The sequence below is a fragment of the Rhodothermales bacterium genome (assembly GCA_034439735.1).
Taxonomy (GTDB): Bacteria; Bacteroidota; Rhodothermia; order Rhodothermales; family JAHQVL01; genus JAWKNW01.
This window is the reverse complement of record JAWXAX010000216.1, coordinates 16,786-37,364: the sequence shown is the minus strand read 5'-3', so window position 1 is coordinate 37,364 and position 20,579 is coordinate 16,786. Positions and strand designations below refer to the sequence as shown.

17 protein-coding genes are annotated in these 20,579 nt (G+C 61.0%); 8 read left to right on the top strand and 9 right to left on the bottom strand.

The features are described from left to right. A partial coding sequence (locus SH809_15935; GenBank protein MDZ4701201.1) for an argininosuccinate lyase occupies nucleotides 1-1,105 on the top strand: 1,105 nt, incomplete at its 5' end. Nucleotides 1,106-1,127: 22 nt separating this feature from the next. On the opposite strand, the gene SH809_15930 is transcribed toward SH809_15935, so the two are convergent. The 9 genes from SH809_15930 to SH809_15890 form a co-directional block, all read right to left on the bottom strand. Continuing rightward, nucleotides 1,128-2,048: a DUF2059 domain-containing protein gene (locus SH809_15930; protein ID MDZ4701200.1), complete on the bottom strand. Its 921-nt coding sequence runs from the start codon at nucleotides 2,046-2,048 to the stop codon at nucleotides 1,128-1,130. Nucleotides 2,049-2,098: 50 nt separating this feature from the next. Next, nucleotides 2,099-2,872, bottom strand: coding sequence for a 5'/3'-nucleotidase SurE (gene surE / locus SH809_15925; GenBank protein MDZ4701199.1), 774 nt, complete (start codon nucleotides 2,870-2,872; stop codon nucleotides 2,099-2,101). A 56-nt stretch (nucleotides 2,873-2,928) separates the two neighbouring features. Then, nucleotides 2,929-3,762: a 3-methyl-2-oxobutanoate hydroxymethyltransferase gene (gene panB, locus SH809_15920; GenBank protein MDZ4701198.1), complete on the bottom strand. Its 834-nt coding sequence runs from the start codon at nucleotides 3,760-3,762 to the stop codon at nucleotides 2,929-2,931. Between the two features lie 147 nt (nucleotides 3,763-3,909). Continuing rightward, nucleotides 3,910-4,485, bottom strand: a complete 576-nt coding sequence (locus SH809_15915; GenBank protein MDZ4701197.1) for an OmpH family outer membrane protein — start codon at nucleotides 4,483-4,485, stop codon at nucleotides 3,910-3,912. A 65-nt stretch (nucleotides 4,486-4,550) separates the two neighbouring features. Then, the gene (locus SH809_15910) at nucleotides 4,551-5,012 is read right to left on the bottom strand and encodes an OmpH family outer membrane protein (protein ID MDZ4701196.1); all 462 of its coding nucleotides are present in this window, start codon (nucleotides 5,010-5,012) and stop codon (nucleotides 4,551-4,553) included. Nucleotides 5,013-5,190: 178 nt separating this feature from the next. Continuing rightward, nucleotides 5,191-7,683 carry an outer membrane protein assembly factor BamA gene (gene bamA / locus SH809_15905; protein ID MDZ4701195.1) on the bottom strand — a complete coding sequence of 831 codons (2,493 nt, stop codon included), beginning with the start codon at nucleotides 7,681-7,683 and terminating at the stop codon, nucleotides 5,191-5,193. A gap of 179 nt (nucleotides 7,684-7,862) precedes the next feature. Next, nucleotides 7,863-8,642, bottom strand: coding sequence for an isoprenyl transferase (locus tag SH809_15900; protein ID MDZ4701194.1), 780 nt, complete (start codon nucleotides 8,640-8,642; stop codon nucleotides 7,863-7,865). A 108-nt stretch (nucleotides 8,643-8,750) separates the two neighbouring features. Further along, a complete protein-coding gene (gene rseP, locus SH809_15895) occupies nucleotides 8,751-10,175 on the bottom strand; it encodes an RIP metalloprotease RseP (GenBank protein MDZ4701193.1) in 1,425 nt (474 codons plus the stop codon). Nucleotides 10,176-10,260: 85 nt separating this feature from the next. Further along, nucleotides 10,261-11,478 carry a 1-deoxy-D-xylulose-5-phosphate reductoisomerase gene (locus SH809_15890; GenBank protein ID MDZ4701192.1) on the bottom strand — a complete coding sequence of 406 codons (1,218 nt, stop codon included), beginning with the start codon at nucleotides 11,476-11,478 and terminating at the stop codon, nucleotides 10,261-10,263. 127 nt (nucleotides 11,479-11,605) lie between these two features. Here SH809_15890 and SH809_15885 point away from each other — a divergent pair, with 127 nt between their 5' ends. The 7 genes from SH809_15885 (at nucleotide 11,606) to SH809_15855 (ending at nucleotide 20,524) form a co-directional block, all read left to right on the top strand. Further along, on the top strand, nucleotides 11,606-13,468 hold the full coding sequence (locus SH809_15885) for a tetratricopeptide repeat protein (GenBank protein MDZ4701191.1): 1,863 nt from the start codon (nucleotides 11,606-11,608) through the stop codon (nucleotides 13,466-13,468). Between the two features lie 43 nt (nucleotides 13,469-13,511). Continuing rightward, nucleotides 13,512-14,783, top strand: a complete 1,272-nt coding sequence (locus SH809_15880; GenBank protein MDZ4701190.1) for an asparagine synthetase B — start codon at nucleotides 13,512-13,514, stop codon at nucleotides 14,781-14,783. 23 nt (nucleotides 14,784-14,806) lie between these two features. Continuing rightward, the gene (locus SH809_15875; protein MDZ4701189.1) at nucleotides 14,807-15,349 is read left to right on the top strand and encodes an acyl-CoA thioesterase; all 543 of its coding nucleotides are present in this window, start codon (nucleotides 14,807-14,809) and stop codon (nucleotides 15,347-15,349) included. Then, nucleotides 15,346-15,846 carry a hypothetical protein gene (locus tag SH809_15870; GenBank protein MDZ4701188.1) on the top strand — a complete coding sequence of 167 codons (501 nt, stop codon included), beginning with the start codon at nucleotides 15,346-15,348 and terminating at the stop codon, nucleotides 15,844-15,846. Before SH809_15875 ends, SH809_15870 begins: the two co-directional genes overlap by 4 nt. Nucleotides 15,847-15,974: 128 nt before the next feature. Beyond that, nucleotides 15,975-16,901 (top strand): dTDP-4-dehydrorhamnose reductase, encoded by a 927-nt coding sequence (gene rfbD, locus SH809_15865; GenBank protein MDZ4701187.1) that lies wholly within the window; start codon nucleotides 15,975-15,977, stop codon nucleotides 16,899-16,901. Nucleotides 16,902-17,013: 112 nt separating this feature from the next. After that, nucleotides 17,014-18,294: a serine--tRNA ligase gene (gene serS / locus SH809_15860; protein MDZ4701186.1), complete on the top strand. Its 1,281-nt coding sequence runs from the start codon at nucleotides 17,014-17,016 to the stop codon at nucleotides 18,292-18,294. Between the two features lie 607 nt (nucleotides 18,295-18,901). Further along, the gene (locus SH809_15855; GenBank protein ID MDZ4701185.1) at nucleotides 18,902-20,524 is read left to right on the top strand and encodes a DUF1800 domain-containing protein; all 1,623 of its coding nucleotides are present in this window, start codon (nucleotides 18,902-18,904) and stop codon (nucleotides 20,522-20,524) included. The last annotated feature ends 55 nt before the right edge of the window (nucleotides 20,525-20,579 follow it).

The window sequence follows — 20,579 nt, the reverse complement described above, 5'->3', positions numbered from 1 at the left end:
GCTCGCCGTCGACGGCGAGCTGGTCGTCCGCCTGGAGGATGAGGACTGCCACACGGTCCTCGAAGGCGAACTCGTCAAACGCCTCGGCGACACCGGCAAACGCATCCACACCGGACGCTCCCGCAACGACCAGGTGCTCACGGCCCTGCGGCTCTACATAAAAGACCGCGTACGGGAGGTCGCCTCCGGCGCAGCCGACCTCGCGCTGTCTCTTTGCGACCTCGGCGATCGCCACGCCCGCTCTATCATGCCGGGCTACACCCACCTACAGCGCGCCATGCCCACCACGGCCGGCCTCTGGGCGATGGGATATGCGGAGCTGCTTGTATCCGACCTCGCGGCCTTGAAATCCGGGTTCGACCAGATCGACACCTCCCCCCTCGGCAGCGCCGCCGGCTACGGGGTACCGTACCTGGACCTTCCCCGCGCATTCACCGCCGAGGCCATGGGGTTTTCAACCATCCAGACCCACGTCACCGCCGTGCAGCTCTCGCGCGGCAAGCTCGAACTCCACGTCGTGCACGCCTTCGTCCAACTCGCCGCCACGCTCAACCGGATGGCCAGTGATCTTGTGCTGTATAACACGGCCGAGTTTGCGTTTGTGAAACTGCCGGCCGCTTTTTGTACGGGCTCCAGCATCATGCCCCAGAAGCAAAACCCCGACGTGCTCGAACTCATCCGCGCCAGCTACCACCGGATAATTGCTGAAATGCAGGTGCTGCTCACCCTGCCGGCCAACATGCCCTCGGGGTACCACCGCGACCTCCAACTCACCAAGGAGGCCACCATGCGCAGCGAGGCCGTCACCGCCGACGCGCTCGACGCCATGCGTCAGCTGCTTCCCGGAGTCGAGTTCGACGTCGACGCCATGCGCCGCGCCACGTCAAGCGAACTTTTCGCGACGGCCGCCGCGCTCGAAAAGGTGGCCGCCGGCATGCCCTTCCGCGACGCGTACCGCGAGGCCGCGAAAGAGGTCAGCCAGCTCCGCGACATCGACCTGGACCGCGCGCTCGACGCCTACCGCACCGCCGGCTTCCCCGGCCGGCTGGCCACCGAGGCCGTCCGTACGCAGATCAACCAGTTTACGAGCTGGGTCGCCGGATAGGTGCCAGACCCGCGGCACTGGCCTACCGATTCCTGATCAACGCATAGATCGACCCGGCTCCGAGCGACTTGTCGAGGACCAGCTCGAACCGCGTCGCCCCATCCTCCCAGTAAAACCGATCGGCGTCCGCGCCTTCGAGGTAGATCGCCGGCCGGCCGAACATCGTGTCGTAGGTCCCCTTCATCTCGTCGATTACATAACTCGCGTCGTAGTCGAACCGCATTTCGCGGATGAGGCCAGCTTCGTCGGTAAACAGCGTAATGGCCTGTGCTTCGCCGAAATTTTCCGGGAAGACCTGGTAGATGCCGTCCGTCAGGCGGAAGACCAGTGGCGCAACCTCCGAAATCGCCTGTCCCAACCCGATCGAGTCCTCCGGCCAGAGATTGGCTGACCGGAAGATGGCGCCTGTCGAGTCGGGCTCGAGCATCTGCGCAGGGGCAAATTCGTCCATCCCACCCTCCAAACCATCGTCGCCATTGGCGGCGCTCAGTTCATCAAACCGAGCCATGATACGCTCTTCCAGCTCGGCCTCATTCTCCATCATCTTCCGCTGCCCGATCATCGCCCCCTGCTGCATCAGCGACGGCATCAAGCTGGCCGCTTTCTGTCCAGTTTCCGTGCGATAATAGGTAGTAATGTCTCTCAACTCCTGCTCCGAAAACGCGTCCATGTAGATCTGCGCGTATTCGTCCTCCAGTCCGGACCAGGCCATGTGGGTCGAGATGTAATCGCGCAGGATGTCCTCGAATTGCGCCATCATCGGGTTTTGTTCGAGCTGAACTTGCAGCATCATGTCGATCGTGTCGAGGATGTTCTGCTCGGCCCGGCTTACCTCCAGCAACTCGATCGCGGCCTGTTTGTGGCTACTGGTGTCCTGCGCCAGGGCCGTCAGCGATCCAAAAAGGAAAATGCAGCCGAGCAGCGCCGTAAACCGTGGAATCATGACGATTGGAGTTGATGTTCGGGATTAAAAAACGCGCATGAGGCGCTTCGCTACAGTTTCCACGCCTTCATGTGTTCGACAAAGGCGTGGGCGGTGAGGTCCGAATGGACAGGCGTGACGGACACGTAGCCGGCTTCGAGCGCCGCGAGGTCCGTGTGATCGCCGGTGTCTAGGTTGACGAAGTTGCCGGCAATCCAGTAATACGGGCGGTCGAACGGGTCGCGGTGCTCCACAAACGACGCCTCCCAGCGCGATTTTGCCTGAGAGGTGATCGTGATGCCTTTGATCTCGTCGTACGGCAGATCCGGGACGTTGACATTTAGCAGGATGCCCGGCGGCAGCTTCTTGAGCAGCGTCGTTTCAGCGATGCGGCGGGCATATCGGGCAGCCGGCTCGAAACGACCGCCCGTCCACGCATTAAGCGAAAACGCAATCGCATCCAATCCGAGGACCGACGCCTCGAGGGCTGCGCTCACCGTGCCGGAGTACAGAATGTTGACCGCCGCGTTAGGCCCCTGGTTGATGCCGCTCACGACGAGGTCTGGCCTCCGGGGCAGGATGTGATCGATGGCCATCTTGACACAATCCGCCGGCGTCCCCGTCACGGCATACGCCTCGATCGTCTCGCCCTCGATCACATAGTCCCGCTTGATGATACGCACCGGCTGCCGGATCGTGATCGCGTGCGACACCCCACTCTGCTCCTCCCGCGGCGCCACCACGTACAACGTCCCGAGCCCCCGCATGGCGCCAGCCAACATCCGGATCCCATGCGCATCGATCCCGTCATCGTTCGTGATTAATATCAGTGGCTCATTCTTCATCGCTTCCCTGCTAACATGCAATCCTGCAACTTGCCAACCAGCACCTTGACAACCAATCAATAACTCTCCGACGCATCCGGAAACTGCCGGCCGCGGACGTCATCCACATAGGCCCGAACCGCGTCGGTGACCACCCCGCCCAGCTCCGCATAGCGGCGGACGAAGCGTGGGTTAAAGTCGGTAGACAGGCCCAGCATGTCGTGCATTACCAGCACCTGGCCGCTGCACCGGGCGCCGGCGCCGATGCCGATCGTCGGGATGCGCAGGGATTCCGTGACTTCGGCGGCAAGGCCGGCCGGGATTTTTTCGAGCACGATGGCGAAGCAGCCGGCATCTTGTAGGAGCAGGGCGTCGTCACGCAACCGGTCTGCTTCCTCGTTGTCCCGAGCGCGTGCCTTGTAGGTGCCAAACTGGTAGATACTCTGCGGGGTGAGCCCCAGATGGCCCATCACCGGGATGCCGGCGTTGATGATGCGACGAATCATCGAGGCGACAGGGGCGCCGCCCTCCAGCTTGATCGCGTGGCCGCCGGACTCCTTCATCACCCGGATCGCGGATTGGAGGGCGACTTTTGTATTGCCCTGATAGGAGCCAAACGGTAGATCGACCACCACCAGCACCCGTTCAACACCACGCACGACACACTGGGCATGATAGATCATCTGATCCAGTGTGATCGGCAGCGTAGTTTCGTGGCCGGCCATCACATTGGAAGCCGAGTCCCCGACCAGCAGCACATCCACGCCGGCCTGATCCAGGATGCGGGCGAACGTGAAGTCGTACGCCGTGAGCATCGCGATCGGGATGTTCTGGACACGCATTTCCTGGAGCGTCTGGGTCGTAACCCGGCGCGATTGCAGGTTCTGGAGGGTAGCGGTCTCGGTGCTCATCGGCGAAAGGACTACGGCGGCACGGAGCCGGCGTGGGTGATCTGGACGCGGCAATATACAGCCTCACCACCGGGCTACGAATTGCCATCAATGGGAAAAGGGCGCCAGCCTCCATGGCCGGCGCCCTTTTCAGAACGAACGATACGCTCAGTTGGCCGCGTCGGCCGCGGTTTCGTCAACTTCAATGCCGAGCTTTTTGGCGACATCGATAGTGATGTCCACCACCTTTTCCGGATTGGCATACAGCAGCACCGGCTGGCCGCCACCGACCTGATAACGGAGGACGAGGTCCAGCGACTTTTCCTTCGCCACGGCGTCGATCGCTGTTTGAACCTGCTCGAGGAGTGGCTTCATCAGTTCGGCTTCAAGCATGCCGATCTCCTGATCTTTGCGGCCGGCGGCCTCCTGAATTTCCGTCTGGCGCTTGGCGAGTTCGGTTTCCTTCTCCGTACGACGCTCGGCGGAGAGCAGCGGCTGCTGCTTCTGATACGTCTCGACTTCGGCCTGGAAGTCTGCCGCGAGCGACTGCAGCGCCTGCTGGCCTCCCTCGTATTCGGCCCGAAGGCGGTTTTGAACCTGGGTGTACGCCGGCATATTGACGATGATCACCTCGTGGTCCGTATATCCGACCTTCAGCATCTGTGCGTGCGCCGCCTGCGGGGTGGCGACGAGCGTAAGGGCTACCAGGAGAAAGAGGGACGCTGAAAGAAACAAGCTACGCATTCTGAAACAGGGTTTATGGGTGGTTTCCGGTAAGGGGTCGCGGGTGAAACGTAAGGGAGCCGGCCTCAACGGCGGGCGCCCGGGGCTTCGAGGTCGATGCCGAGTTCCTCCAGAACGCGATCGCTCACGTTGTGCTGCTCACGTGCGAACAGAAAGAGAAAGTCTCCGCTTTTGTCGAAGATATAATCGAATCCATCCTCAGCCGCCACCTTCTCGATCGCTTCGAGCACACGCTCTTGCAGCGGCCGCATCAGATTATCCTGCTGGGTATACAGTTCGCCATCCGGTCCAAAATACCGCATCCGGAGGCGCTCCATGTCCTGCTCGGCCTGCATGATCTCTTCCCGCTTCCGCTTCCGCTCTTCGTTCGTGTACAGCAGCTCGCGGGCCTGGTATTCACGGAATAGTTCATCGACGGCCGTCTGACTCGTCTCTAGCTCCTTTTCCCACTCCTGCGTCTGCCGATCGATGTTTTGCTGGATCGTCGCAAACTCGGGCACCTTTTCAAGGATGTAGTCAGAATCCACGTACCCGATACGCTGTTGCGCCTCCACCGCAGGCGCTAGGGCCGCAGCCAGGGCAAACACGCACGCACCAACCAGCCGACGAAGGGCCGGGCGTATGGACTGGGGGGTCCCTCGGGATGTTATGAGATCGCGCATGCGGAAATCGCGGATTACTGGATAATGCTACGGAGTAAATCGCCTATTGGTTAAAGCCCTGACCGATTGTGAACTGGAACAGCCACTGCCGGGTGCCGTCGTGGCTCGTCCGCGAAAGCGCCGTCGGCTCGAACTCATCGAAACTGTACCCGTAGGCCAGCTCCAGCATCCCAAGAATCGGTAGGAAGAACCGCATACCTACGCCGGCGGACCGGTAGAGTTCTGCGGGGTTATAGGCATTGAAGTTGTTCCAGGTGTTTGCCCCGTCCATAAAGAGGTACGGCGCGGCCTGCAGCTGCTCAGACTGGATGGCCATCCATCGCAACTCGGAGGTATACTTGTTCAGGATACGGCCGCCAACCGGTTCGTTGTTCTCGCGAGGCCCGAGCGCCCCGGACGGATACCCGCGCATGTACACGATATCCGTCGCGAAAAAGAACCGGTTAAACGTGCCCTGTGTGTCGAAGGGTGATCCGCCCACTACAAAGCGCTGGAAGCGGACGTCTTCGCCGGTCAACGAGCCTACGTAGCCGAAGTCGCTCGTTACGCTCAACGTGATCTTGGGCAGAATGGGCACGTGCCAGCTATTCTGGAAGCGCCATTTATGGTACTGGATAAAGTTGCCGACCGGCGGGGCGACCTCCAGCGAGAACCGCACGTTCGAACCCCGCGACGGAAACATGGGATTGTCCGTCGAGTTGCGCGAGATTACCTGTTGAAGCGATACTTCGCGGCTGATACCCTGTGGAAGCGACGCATACAAACTGTCGTTGTTGGTGTACTGGAACTGAACACCGCTCAGGTAGCTGAACTTGTCATCCGGCCATTTGAGGCGCTTCTCATAAAAGACACGCCCCGTCCCCGTGGTGAGCGCGCCATTCGAAACGGAAAAGAAGGGATTCTGGCCGATACGGGAATAAGACACCGAGAACCCGACCGGCGTTGGCTTACCGCGGAACCACGGCTCTGTATAGCCGATCGAGTAATTCTGATAGTACCGCCCGTTCGTCTGGATGCCAAGTGAAAGCCGCTGGCCATCGCCGCTCGGCAACGGGCGCCACGCGCCTTTCTTGAAGAAGTTCTGGGCAGAGAAGTTGTTAAACTCGAACCCCAGGCTGAGCACCAGGCCAAAGCTGCCCCAGGTGCCCGAAAGCTGTAGCTGGTCGCTGCCCGTCTCCTCGAGCGAATACGTGAGATCGACCACCTTATTCTGCTCGTCCACCGCGATGCCGGGCCCGCCGCCAAGCGACTCCTGGCTGAAGTAGTTGAGCTGCATCAGGCGCCGGATCGACTCCTGAATCGCATCGCGGCTGAAGGTCTGCCCGGGAATCGTATACAGCTCCCGCCGGATGACGTGGTCCTTCGTTTTGTCGTTGCCGGCGATCTCTACCTGCCCGAATTCGAAGATGTCGCCCTCCGAGATGTCGAAACTCATATCGAGCGAATCACCCTCGACGACACGGATCGCCGGATCTACGCGGAAGGTCATGTACCCCCGGTTCATGTAGATACTGGATACGTCCGAACTCTGCTTGTTCGCGTAGAGGTTCTGCTCGAGTTTCTTGCTATTGTACATGTCGCCCTCCAAAACGCCCAGCGACTGCGACAATACGTCGTCGGGGTAGACGGTATTCCCTTCCCACGAGATATTCCGGATGTGGTACCGGGGTCCCTCGTGTAGATCGAGTTCAATGATCATCCCCGGCTTTCCCCCTTCCTCGATCAAATAGACCGAATCGCTCACGACGCGGGCGTCGAAATGGCCCTTCTCGTTCATAAACGCGACGGCCTTCTGCAAATCCTCGTCGTACTTCTTCGGATCGAACTTCGACTTCTTCCAGAACCGCCACCATTTATTTTCCTTCGTCTCGAGGGATTTAATCAGCTTCTTGGTATCGACCTGCTCGATACCACTCAGCCGGATTTCCTCCACCTCTACCACCGGACCGCGCTTGACGTTGAACGTGACGTCGACTGTGTTGTCTGCTTGCTCGATGCGCTCGACTTCCACCTCGGTGGTCGGCCGGCCCTGCTCGCGGTAAAATTCTTTGATCACCTGGATCGTTCGCTCGATGTCCCCCTGACGCAGCGGGGTCCGGCTCAGGAGCGGCGCCTTCTCCTTCAGGTCGCTCCGGTGGCTCTTGCGCACGCCGGCAAACGTGTACTCGCCCAGACGGGGGATGGAGGTGACTTTGATCGTCAGGTAGACCCCCTCTTCAGCCCGACGCGATTCGAGGATCTTGACGTCACTATAGTTTCCAAGCCGAAAGACGGACCGGATCGCGTCGCCAAAACCCGGGTCCAGCGGCAGCGTGATCATCTCGCCCACCTGGAGGCCGCTCGTCTGCACGATAAAGGCCGCGATGTTTTCGCCCTCCACGCCATCGACCTCGACGCCAGCGATTTTAATTTCGGTCGGCGCCTGTGCGAACAACTCGCTGCTACCGGCCGGCAATTCCCCACCGGCAACCTGAGCGGCTACGGGCAGGGCGAATAAACAGAGAGCAAACGCGCCCGCTACGGAGACTACATGCATGGTGGGCAAGAACCTGGACAAACTCATGAGGCGGGCCAAAAGGGTGGGGCTATTAGACTAGCGGTCTGCCGGCTTGGTTTCGACGCGGCCAGGCCACCTGTTGACCTGTGAACGCAAACGGCGGATGCTTTATTGCGGATCGTGCGGGATATCGCTTCGGGGCAAGTAATCGGAGCGCCTTACAGGTCTACCCGCCCGAATCGTCGGTCGCGCTGCTGGTAGCTCGCAATGGCCTCGTACAACTGGCGACGACGGAAATCCGGCCAGAAGGCCTCGGTGAGATACATCTCGGCGTAGGCAATCTGCCAGAGCAGGAAGTTAGACACACGAAGCTCTCCCCCGGTGCGAATGAGCAGGTCGGGATCCGGATACGCGCCCGTGCTCAGGCGCCGGCTGAATAAGGCATCGTCGATGGCCTCGGGATCGATCTCGCCGTCGCGCGCCTGGCGGGCTAACTCGCGTACGGCATGCAGGATGTCCCACCGACCGCTGTACGACAGGGCCAGCGTGAGGATCATCCGGTAATCGGCCGGATTCTCGGCCTGAGACTCCTCCAAGACGTTTACGCAGGCCGCCGGCAGGGCCTCGATATCGCCAATCGCGCGTAACAGTACTTTGTTGTCGATCAACGTTTTTTTCTCCCGCCGGATCGTATGGATCAGGAGCGTCATCAAGGCGTCGACTTCGCTGGGCGGGCGGTTCCAGTTTTCGGTGCTGAATGCGTACAGAGTGAGGTATTGCACGCCCAGCTGCGCACAGGCTTCTGTAACATCTCGCACGGACTCCACACCCTCGTAGTGCCCTGTCACGCGCATCTTGCCCCGGCTTTTCGCCCAGCGTCCATTGCCGTCCATGATGATCGCCACGTGGCGAGGGATGGCTCCCTGGGCCTTCAGCGACGCCTGCAGGGCAGCATCACTGGCGGGAATGCCTTCAACACTGGGGGATGGAACGTGCACGACGCCGTAACCGATTCTGGTAAAGCCCTGTTCTGCAAAAAGACTCGGCTCTGGCAAGGATACCGGTCAGCGACTGGACGGCGGACGCCGGCGCCAATCGTTCCGCCGTCAAAGGCGCAGGATGTCGTTAAACACAAGGAATGTCATGAACAGCAACAACAGGATCATCCCGATCTGTTGTAGCCACATCCGTACTTTAAGCGACGGCTCGCGGCGCGTGATGCCCTCGTAAATCAGGAACACCAAATGGCCGCCATCGAGCACGGGTATGGGCAGGATGTTCATGATCGCCAGAGTGATCGAAAGCACCGCGACGATCTGCCAGAAATAATACGCCCCGGCCTCGGCGGCCTGGCGCGTCACTTTCGCGACCATCACCGGACCTCCAAGATTCTCTCGCAGATCCTCCCGGCCGGAGAATACCCGTTGCAGGCTGGTCACGATGGCGCTGGCGTTGATCCAGGTCTCGCGCATGCCGGCGTTGATAGCGCCGAAGAGCCCGAAGTGCTCATACACCCGCCCATACGCCGCGGCAATCACATCGTACGAAGGCGCAAAAACGCCGAGCTTATACTTACTGTCGCCGTCGTCCAGGCGAGGTGCGATCTTGGCCTCGTACAAGCGAAACCCGTTCTCATGGCGAAGCAATGCCGTAGTCGCCGGCATGTCGACGCTTGCATCGAACAACGAATCGGGACGCGACCAGCGCAGCAAGACGGAGTCTCCCTGCGAGCTTTGAATTAATTCGGTCATCTGTGCCCAGAAATTTACCGGCTCATCCCCCATCCCCACAACCCGGTCAAACGGCTGTAAACCCGCTTCAGCGGCGGACCAGCCCGAGGAGACTCCCCCGATGATGGACGGCGTAAATGTGACCCCAAAACCGGCCGGCCTGGCACGACCCAGCTGGGTCATGATGTCATCGGGGCCCTGAAACGTCAGCTCCTGGCCCTCACGGAGCACCGTGACCGTCATCGGGTCGGCCAGGATCGACTCTATCGCGTCGAGATCATGAAACCGCTCCAGCTTCTTGCCGCTGACGCTCACCACGCGATCGCCGGTACGCAACCCCATAACGTGGGCCGGCGACCCGGTTGCCACATGGACCTGTTCTACCCGGTCGGCGGGAATGTAAGGCTCCCCGTAAAAGAATTTGAGGCACGAAAATATGATGACCGCCAGGACGACATTAAAGAAGACGCCGGCCGTGATCACAATGATGCGCTGCCACACGGGTTTCGAACGAAACTCCCAGGGCTGCGGCTCCGAGTTGGCGAACTCGGTATCCATGCTCTCGTCCACCATGCCCGCGATCTTCACATAACCCCCGAGCGGGGTAGCACCCAACACGTACTCTGTCTCCCCGATCTGCCGGCTAAAAATTTTGGGCGGAAAGCCCACGGAGAACTTATCCACCCGCATCTTGAACCATTTCGCGGTGAGGAAATGCCCCATCTCGTGGACAAACACGAGGATGGTGATGGCGATCAACACCCAGAAAATGGACGAAAGAATGCTGAGTACAACTTCCATACTTCCTTCCGAAAAGGGAGAAAAAAGGGTAACCATAGGTTCTGCCGAGCCACGCGTGATGGTCGCGCGCCCGGCAGACGGCTATTCAATAGGCGGGAGCGCCGTAGAGTTCCTCGATGCGCGCACGCACCGCCTGGTCGATCGCCACCAGATCCTCGATGGAGGGGTCTGCCGGGGTCTCGAAGACGGCAAGCGCCTTTTCGATCGCGTTCGGGATATCGATAAAGCGGATGCGCTCCTGGAGGAAGAGCCCGACGGCCGCCTCGTTGGCGGCATTCAGCACCGCCGGCGCGGCGCCGCCACGCCGCAGGGCCTCATATGCCAGATCCAGGCAGGGGAATTTGAGCCGATCCGGTCGCTCAAAATCGAGCCGTCCGGCCCGGCCCCAATCGATCCGAGGATGCGGCGCCGGCCACCGGTCCGGGTAACTTAACGCGTACTGGATGGGCACCTTCATGTCCGGCTGCCCCATCTGCGCCTTCGTGCTCCCGTCCGCGAAGGTCACCATCGAATGGACGATCGATTGCGGGTGAACGAGAACGTCGATCCGATCCGGAGCCAGATGAAAGAGCCAGTGCGCCTCGATCACTTCCAGCCCCTTGTTCATCATCGTAGCGGAATCGATGGTGATCTTACTTCCCATCGCCCAGTTTGGATGCTGGAGCGCTTCCTCACGCGTGATGCCGGCGAATGTGCCTGCCGGCCGTGTCCGAAACGGCCCGCCGGAAGCCGTCAGCGTGATGGATTCCACGGCCAGCGCCGGCTCGCCGACCAGACATTGAAAAATCGCCGAATGCTCGCTATCCACAGGCACCATCCGTCCTCCCCGAGCGGCCAAAAGAGCATTAACGCGCGCACCGGCCACCACCAGCGTCTCTTTGTTCGCCAGTGCGATCGTCCGGCCGGCTTCGATGCCGGCGATGACGGATTCCAGCCCGGCGAACCCCACGATCGCCGCCATCACGACGTCCACCTCCGGCCAGCACGCCGCCTCGCGCAGGCCTTCCCTCCCGTGCACCACCACGATCCCTGTTCCCGCCAATCGCTGCTGCAATACCGCCGCGCAGGCGGCATCCCCGACGGCCACACAGGCCGGCCGGAACTCGATCGCCTGGTCATACAATCGATCAATATTACGATACGCCGCGAGGGCGACAACCTTGAACTTTTCCGGGAATAGCCGTACAACGTCTAGCGTTTGCGTACCGATCGAGCCGGTCGCCCCCAGTACGGCAAGCCGTTGAACAGGCCCTTTATTTGCATCACGTCGTGTTGGAGCAGGTCGCGCGTCAGGACGATTCATCATCTTCGGGTTTTGCGTACCTCCATCGGGGCGTACACTCGGCGCGGCGCCGGGTGATCATGGCAACTAACCGGCGACGCCCTGCACTACCTACCGGTTGCGAGGCCGCCGAAATGTACTGACTCCTATGCGAATGTGTACCCTCCTCAGGGTTTTCTTCGGGCTGATGCTCCTCGCCGCGGCGCCGGCTGTACGTGCGCAGGACATCGATAGTACGCTCGCGGCGCGGTTCCAGCTGGCCGATACCTATCTGCGGGCCGGCCAGTTCGATCGGGCCATTTCGCTGCTCGAGGACCTGTACGCCGTCAGCCCTTCGACCTACGTCGTCTACGAGAAGTTGAGGGAGGCCTACGAAAACGTCAAACGGTATGACGATGCGATCCGCCTCATCGACGAGCGCATCGCCACCGAGCAACTTCCCGTCGTCCTCGTCTCGCAGAAGGCCCGACTCTATTTTCTAATGGGCGATGAGCCCCGCGCGCTTGCTACGTGGGATGAAGCCATTGCTCTCGAGCCGGATAAGGCCACCGCCTACCGTGTCGTCTACCAGACCCTCGTCGAGGTGCGTCTCTTTGAACACGCCGTCGAGGTGCTTGAAAAAGGGCGTACCGCGCTGAACGATCCGGCGCTCTTCCGTATGGATCTGGCGTATTTATTTAACCTGACCGGCCGCCACGCGGAGGCGATGACCGAGTACCTCGGGTTGATAGAAGAAAGCGATCGGCAGCTCAGCTTTGTCCGCAGTCGGCTGGGCCGGTTTCTGGACCAGGATGGGGTGCTCCAGACCAGCCTCCCCGTCGTCGAAGAAGCCGTTCGCAAGACGCCCCTAAACCGGTCGTTTCGTGATCTCCTGGGCTGGCTCTACCTCGAGGCCGACCGGTACGATGATGCGCTCACGACCTACCGCGCCATCGACCGGTTGGAACAGGAAAACGGCAACGTCCTTTTTAGCTTCGCCCAGCAAGCCGCCGATGCCGGCGCCTTTGGCGTTGCCTCCGAAGCCTACCGCGAAGTCCTCAAGCGCCATCCAGATTCACCCGCTGCGGCCGATGCCCAGTTCGGCCTGGGCGACATGTTACAGAAGCAGGCGGAAGACCTTGGCGAACGCGCGGTGGACGATGCAGGCAGTCGCCGGCCTGCGCCTCACTACGACGAAGCCCTGGCCGCCTACCAGCACTTTCTAAAGACCTATCCCACGCACCCCTATTATCCAGAGGTGCTCGGCCGCCTTGGACGGCTCCAACTCGATGTCTTCTTCGATCTGCCGGCCGCCGAACAGGCCTACGCGGAGGTAACCGCCATCTATGCCAATACGGAGGTGGCCGATCAGGCCGCCTTCGATATCGGGCGCATCGCCCTCATGCGGGGCGACCTCGACCAGGCCCGCCTCGTCTTCGCCAAACTCGTGGAACGCCTTCGCATCGGTGAACTCGCCGAGCTGGCCCGGTACGAGCTGGCGATGCTGCACTTCTACCAGGGCGAGTTTGAATCGGCCCTGACCATTTCGGCGCCGATGAATGAAAACACGTCGACCGATATCGCTAACGACGCCATCGAATTAAAAGTGGTCCTGATCGAAAACAAGGGCCCGGATTCACTCAACGCGCCGCTTCGGCTGTATGCCCGTTCCGCCCTGGCCCTCCGCCAGCGGCACTTCGACGTCGCTCTGGCCGCGCTCGACTCACTCCTGCAGAACTTCGGCTCCCACCCCCTGGCCGATGAGGCCCGCTTCGGGCGCGCACAGGCGCTTCGCCAGGCCGGCCGAGCGAACGACGCACTCGCCGCGCTGCTCGAATTCCCACTCATCCATCCCACGAGTCACCTGACCGACCGCAGCCTGTTCGAGGCCGCCGACATCTACGAATTAGAACTCGGCCAGTCCGACCTCGCCGCCGCGGCCTACACCCGCCTGCTGACCGACTATCCAGGCTCGTTGCTCGTGCCCCGCGCCCGGGAACGGATCCGATTCCTACGCGGTGACGAGCTCTGATCGCCGGCGTTTCCTTCTGTTTCAGGCACACGATCCACACCCCATGATCCGATATTCCTCGATCCTGCTTGTTTTCGCGCTGTGCTTCGCGCCGCCTGTTCGGCTGCACGCCCAGGACCTCCTCATCCCGATGGACGCCGGCCAGTCCGACCACTTGAAAGCCTACGGCCTCGCCTTCTGGGCGCTCAATCAGGGCGTAAGTGTGGACTGGCTGCTGAACTACCGCGGTGGATCCTTCCTGATCGCTACCTTCGATGAACTCGAGGCCGAACTGCGCGTCCGCGGCGTCACCTACGAGCGCGCGAGCGGCGCCCAGACGGCCGCCATCGTTGCCGAAGTGGAAAGTGAGGCCAACAATACGGCGCTGATGCGGCTTGAAAAGGCGCCGCGTGTGGCCGTCTATGCCCCGCAGCAAACGCTTCCCTGGGACGACGCGGTGTTGCTCGCCCTGAATTACGCCGAAGTCCCGTACGACATGATCTATGATGACGAGATCATGGAGGGCAAGCTGAGCGAGTACGACTGGCTGCATCTACACCACGAGGACTTCACCGGGCAATACGGCAAGTTCCTTCAGTACCGGTCCATGCCCTGGTACATCGAGCAGCAGCGCCAGGCCGAAACCGCTGCCCGCCGGCATGGCTTCCGAAAAGTGAGCCAGCTCAAGCTGGCGGTCACCCATCTGATCCGCGATTACGTCACCCAAGGCGGTTTCCTCTTTGCCATGTGCTCCGGCTCGGATACGTTCGACCTTGCGCTCGCGGCCCACGCGACGGACATCGTCCCCGCCGAATACGATGGCGACCCGATCGACCCGGATGCGCTGAGCAAACTGGACTTCGCGCAGACGTTCGCCTTCGAGAACTTCCGCCCCAACTTCAACGCCCAACAATACGAACACGCCAACATCGACACCGGCGCACCGCCGCCCCAGCTCAGAAATCCGGCGCTCGATTATTTTACCCTCTTCGAGTTCAGCGCCAAGTGGGATCCCGTCCCGACGATGCTCACCCAGAATCATGTCTCTACCGTCAAGGGGTTCATCGGGCAGACCACCAGCTTTCGCAAGGATCTGATCAAACCCAGTGTCGTTATCCTTGCCGAAGCACCGGGCCGGGATGAGGTACGCTACGTGCACGGAGCGAGCGGTGAGGGTACATTTACGTTTTATGCCGGCCACGACCCCGAAGACTATCAGCACTTCGTCGGAGACCCCCCTACCGAGTTGAGCCTCCACAAGAACTCACCCGGATACCGACTCATCCTGAACAATGTCCTATTCCCCGCCGCGAAGAAGAAGAAACAAAAGACCTGAGCGATCGCCCGCGAGATTCCCCCATGCACGAACAAAAAACCGTCGCCGCCTCCCGTTGTATCATGACCGAAATGGTATTGCCGAACGACACCAACAACCTCGGCAACATGATGGGCGGCCGGCTGATGTACCTCATGGATATCTGCGCGGCGATCTCGGCCCAGCGCCATACCAACCAGGTGTGTGTCACCGCTGCCGTTGACTCCGTCGAGTTCGAGTCGCCGATCCACCACGGGGAAATCGTGGTGATCGAAGGGCAGGTGAACCGGACGTTCCGCACCTCGCTGGAAATCGAACTGAATGTGTGGGCTGAAAACGCCATCGCGCGGACTCGCCGGAAATGCAACCGCGCGTATTACACGTTCGTGGCGATCAATGAAGAGCGCCGGCCCGTCCAGGTGCCGCCGATCGTCCCGGAAAGTGAACAGGAAATAGCCAGTTACGAGGCGGCGGCGCGGCGGCGCGAGCTCCGCCTGGTGATTGCCGGAAGGCTGCCGCTGAAGGATGCGCGCCTCATCAAAGAGGACATCATCGGCACACTGACGCACCAGCATCGGGACGAATGACGACCGTCGAGCCGGGTTGGATGTCGGGCTGGATGCCTGGTTTGATCCAGGGTTTGATCCTGAGCGCCCTGCTGGGTACGCTGGCGCCGCCGGCGAACGCCCAGCGTACGGCCCCCCCGGGCCGGTTCGGCGTCGGTGCGCAGGTGGGCCAACCGACGGGCATCACGGCAAAGTATTATCTCCAGCCGGATATCGCGGTGGACCTGCTGGCCGCCTGGGGGTTCGACCGTTCCGTGTTCGCCACCTTCCATGCTTCGTACGAGTACGCGATTCCTGAATCGCCCCTCGGCTTTTTCCTGGGCCCCGGTCTGCACGCCGGCCGGTTGTCACCCCGCAACCGCCCATCGACCCGCTTCGGCCTCTCGGCCCTGGTCGGTCTCAATTACTTCACCCAACGCTTCGAGATATTTCTCCAGGCGCGTCCCAATTTCGAGATCCTGCCCGATTCGCACGTCCGCATTGGCGGAGCCGCCGGCATGCGGTACTTTTTCCGCTAATGATGATCTCGGCTGCCGCCAGGCGTCGACCGAGCAGGACATCGCGCCAGGGCCCCCGTTTCCAACCGCCTCGCCGTGCCGTATCTTGTGGCGCTCAACGCGGCCCCCACGGCCCCACTCATTGCATCATGCTCTACCAACGTATACTCATCACAGGCGCCAACGGCCTGCTGGGCCAGGAACTTGTAACGGCGCTCAGTCCGTACCCGGAATTCGATATTCTGGCCACAGGCAAGGATGTCGAGCCCCGCTTCAGCAATGGGTCGTGCGGCTACACCCGGCTCGACCTCACGAACACCGCCGAAGTCCGCCACCTATTCAACATTTTCACGCCGGACGTGGTCATCAATTGCGCCGCCATGACCGCCGTTGACCAGTGTGAGGATGAGCGCGACGCCTGCTGGAGGGTCAATGTAGAGGCCGTTGAACAGATGACCCGCAGCTGCCTCAACTTCAGCGTCAAGATGGTCCATCTATCCACCGATTTTGTGTTCGACGGCAAAGGGGGGCCGTACATCGAAAGCCAGCGTCCGGATCCCGTGAACTTCTACGGGAAGTCCAAGCTCGCCGCCGAAAATGCGATCATCAAATCCGGTCTCGGGCGCTGGGCGATCGTTCGGACGGTGCTCGTGTACGGCGCCGGCGAACGCCTTAGCCGCGGCAACTTCGTGTTGTGGGTGATCGACAAACTGAGCAAGGGCGAAGAAATTCAGGTAGTGGACGACCAGTGGCGCACCCCTACCTATGCGCCCGACCTCGCCCAGGGCATCCTCCGCCTCGTGAAGTTCGACAAAACGGGCCTCTACCACCTCTCCGGACGCGAGTACCTGAGCGTGTACGACTTCGCCCTGAAGATTGCCGCCACCTTCGACCTGGACGCCTCGCTCATCAAAAGAACAAACAGCGCCTCATTCAGTCAAAGGGCGCTTCGTCCGCTCACCACGGGCTTTATCATCTTGAAAGCAGAAACCGAATTCGGGTACAAGCCACATACGATCGAGCAAAACCTCGCGCACCTCGGCGCGCGGCTCGGGTTGCCCGTTTCGACTTCGTGATCGCTTCTGTGTTCGCTAGTAACCGTTCGCTAGTAACCGTTCGACAGTAACCGTTCGCTAGTATCCGTTCGATAGTATCCGTTCGATAGTAACCGTTCGATAGTAACCGAGCATGATCGATATCAACCTGATCCGCACCGAACCCGATCGTGTGCGCCAAGCCATCATCGACAAACGCATCGACGCAGCCGGCCTCGTCGATCGTATCCTAGACCGCGACTCAGCGCGACGCGATGTGCTCACGCGGCTCCAAGATCTTCAGGCGCAATCGAACGAACGTTCCCGCGAAGTGGGCATCCTGATGCGTGAGGGGAAACGGGAGGAAGCCGATCGCATCAAAGCCGAAAGCTCCGAGATGAAGGGCCTGCTAAAAGGGCTGGAGGAAGAGGCGCGCGCGCAAGAAATTGAAATGGATGCGCTCCTTCTCGAGGTGCCTAACATCCCTCATCCGAGCGTGCCCCTGGGCGCCTCTCCCGAGGACAACGTAGTGGCCTATGAGTGGGGCGAAGCGCCGGCATTCGACTTCGCTCCGTTGCCCCACTGGGAGCTCGCCGCACGCCATGGCCTGCTGGACTTCGAGCGGGGGGCCAAGGTCACCGGCGCCGGCTTCCCGTTTTATATCGGCAAAGGAGCCCGTTTGCAGCGAGCGCTCGTTGCGTTTTTCCTCGATCTCGCCGTCGATGAAGGCGGGTATACGGAGATCCAGCCCCCGATACTGGTCAACGCCGACAGCGCGCGCGGCACGGGGCAGCTACCCGACAAGGAAGATCAGATGTACGAAATGACCCGCGACGGGCTGTATGCCATCCCGACCGCGGAGGTCCCCGTAACCAACTTCCACCGTCAGGAGGTGCTGCAGGAGGCCGATCTTCCGATCAAATACGCCGCCTACACCCCGTGCTTCCGACGCGAGGCCGGTTCCTACGGAAAAGATGTACGCGGTCTGAACCGGCTGCACCAGTTCGATAAAGTGGAACTTGTGCAGATCGTAGCGGAAGACCAGAGTTATCAGGCCCTCGAAGCACTCCGCGAAGACGCCGAGCGCCCGCTGGTGCGGCTCGGGTTGCGCTACCGCCGGCTCTTGATGTGCACGGCCGACATGGGCTTCACGCAGTCGAAGAAATACGACCTCGAGGTGTGGAGCGCTGGCCAGCAACGCTGGCTGGAGGTGTCTTCCACCTCGAATTTCGAGGCCTTTCAGGCGCGCCGGCTCGCGATGCGTTATCGCAAGGAAAGTGAAAAGAAGCCCTCGTTCGTCCATACCCTCAACGGCAGTGGCCTGGCGCTCCCTCGCATCGTCGCGGCGCTACTCGAGAACGGGCAGCGGGTGGACGGCTCGATCGTCATCCCGGACGCCCTCCAGCCTTACACGGGATTCCCTACCATCGGTTGATTTCACGCACACACAGCCGTCCGGGACACTCCTCCCCGTCCCGACATCGACGAGTTGATGCCGGGCCAGTCTAAAACGCACACGCCTATCGAGCGCCCGTGATACGATCGGGCTGTTTTTGGGGGGTTTCGGCAAGCGAATTGCCATGTATCATTCCCGTGCTCACTCTGGGACCCGGGATTGCGGCCTCCTCGATCCTTCCGGGATCACGCACAAAATAACCCCACGTCGCGCCATTACTCACCTTGCGCAGGCGACAGACCAGCGGATGTAAGGCTCGGCGAAGTGACAAAAAAGGCGTCCTACGGGGGGTAACACCAACGCGGCTATCCGCTCAAAACCGGGAGAAAGCCTACGATTTTGCCACTTGCAGGCGTTTCCAGGCCCTTTCAGGTAGAAACGAAACGGATGTATTTTATCGGGTAACGGGAGGCTGGCCCCGCCGGGGTGGCTGGACGCGTTATGCCGGGCCCGATTGTGTTTGGCACAGTACGTGGAAGAGACGATATAGCCCTCAGACGCCTCTCTCCCCCAGGTGAGTCCCTCCCCGCTCGCGCAGAGGCTTTCGCACACTCCGCTCGGTTTGAAAGCACCTTTTGGGACAACCATGAACAGACGTAGCTTTAACGGCGCGCCGGCTAGCAGCCCGGTTTCGATGCCGGCATTGCAGGCGGCCATCGACATCCAACAACACACGGCGCCGCTGACCCGCGCCGACGCGCGGCACCAGGTCACCCGTACGGAATTTGGCGCGCGTCTGCGCCGCGTCAACGGATTCATCGGAATGACCGCCGCAGAGGCCGTCGCCATCATCCTCCAGGAGGCCGAGGAGAACGCGCTTCCCGAATCTCCGACCTGGTATACGAACAAGCTCTCGGGCGAAATCGACGACTTGTATAATGTGCAAAAAGATTGGATGTGGCGCATGAAGGAGCAGGGTTTTATCGAAAAGATGACCCTCATTCTGCACAACCACCTCGTCACGGGTTATAGCGTCTATACGCGGCCGTATTACGCCTACACGTATTACCGACTGCTCCGCACCCATGCCCTGGGCAACTTCAAGGAGCTGATTTACGAGATCGGCCTCGACCCTTCGATGCTGTTTTATCTCGACAACAACTCGAACGTCCCGACGACCGACGAACAGGGTAACCCCGCCGGCTCTAACGAGAACTACGCCCGCGAGCTGCTCGAGCTGTTCACCATGGGCCAGTACAGCCCCACCGGCGCCCTGAACTACACGGAGGCCGACATCAAGCAGGTCGCCCGCGTACTCACCGGCTGGCAGGTAGACGAAAGCCGCTTCCGTACCGAAGCGAAGGGCACCCTGCACGACGCCGGCACCAAGACGATCTTCGGAAAGTCGTTCCAGGGCCATAGCGACCCGGCCGTCGAATACACTCAGCTCATCGATTTCCTCTTCGCGGAGCGGGGACCGGCCATCGCGCATTACCTCTGCCGGAAGCTGTACGTCTACCTCGTCAATCCCGTACCCGACGAAGCGTTTATCGCCGAAATGGCCACTGTGATGGTCAGCAGCGACTACGTCATCAAGCCGGTCCTGGAGGCGCTGTTGACCAGCCAGCGCTTCTTCTCGCCAACCTACTACGGCTCACGCATCAAGAGTCCGATCGACTTCCTGATCGGCTTCCTGAACGAAACCGAGACACCGCCGACCGACGAAGTGCTGGAGTATATCCGCCAGAAGCTTGAGCCGCGGTCGATGAACCAGGAGCTGTTTAACCCGCCAAACGTGGCCGGATGGCCGGGGATCAACCCGCCTGATGCCGCCAACGCGCCCGGCGACGAGAAATGGCTCACGACGAGCCTCCTGCCTGAGCGGTGGAATATCATTGCCGACCTCACCGGCGGCGGCGCCGGCAGCTTCGACCCCGTCGACGTGGCCGTTCGCGTCTCCGACCCGGCCAACCCCTTCAAGATCGCGGAAGATCTGGCGCGTACGCTCGTGCCGATCCCGCTCGATATCGCCAGCATCCGCGAGGTGAGCGACGACTTCGCCGGCGATCCCGACATCCCACCCCCACCCAGCGTACTCAGCGACCCGATCGTGTCGAATGTTTCGAAAGTGCTCCTCGGCGATATGCCCCACTACGAGTGGCCGGACATCGTCGACGGCAGCACGACCGAAAAGGACCGCGCGCGCATCGTATTGCAACACTACATCGCTCTTCTGAGCCGGGAAATCCCCGAGTACCAGCTACACTAACGTTGCCTGGGCCCCCTTTCTTCGCCTCAAGAAACGGAATTCATTTTTCAGGTAT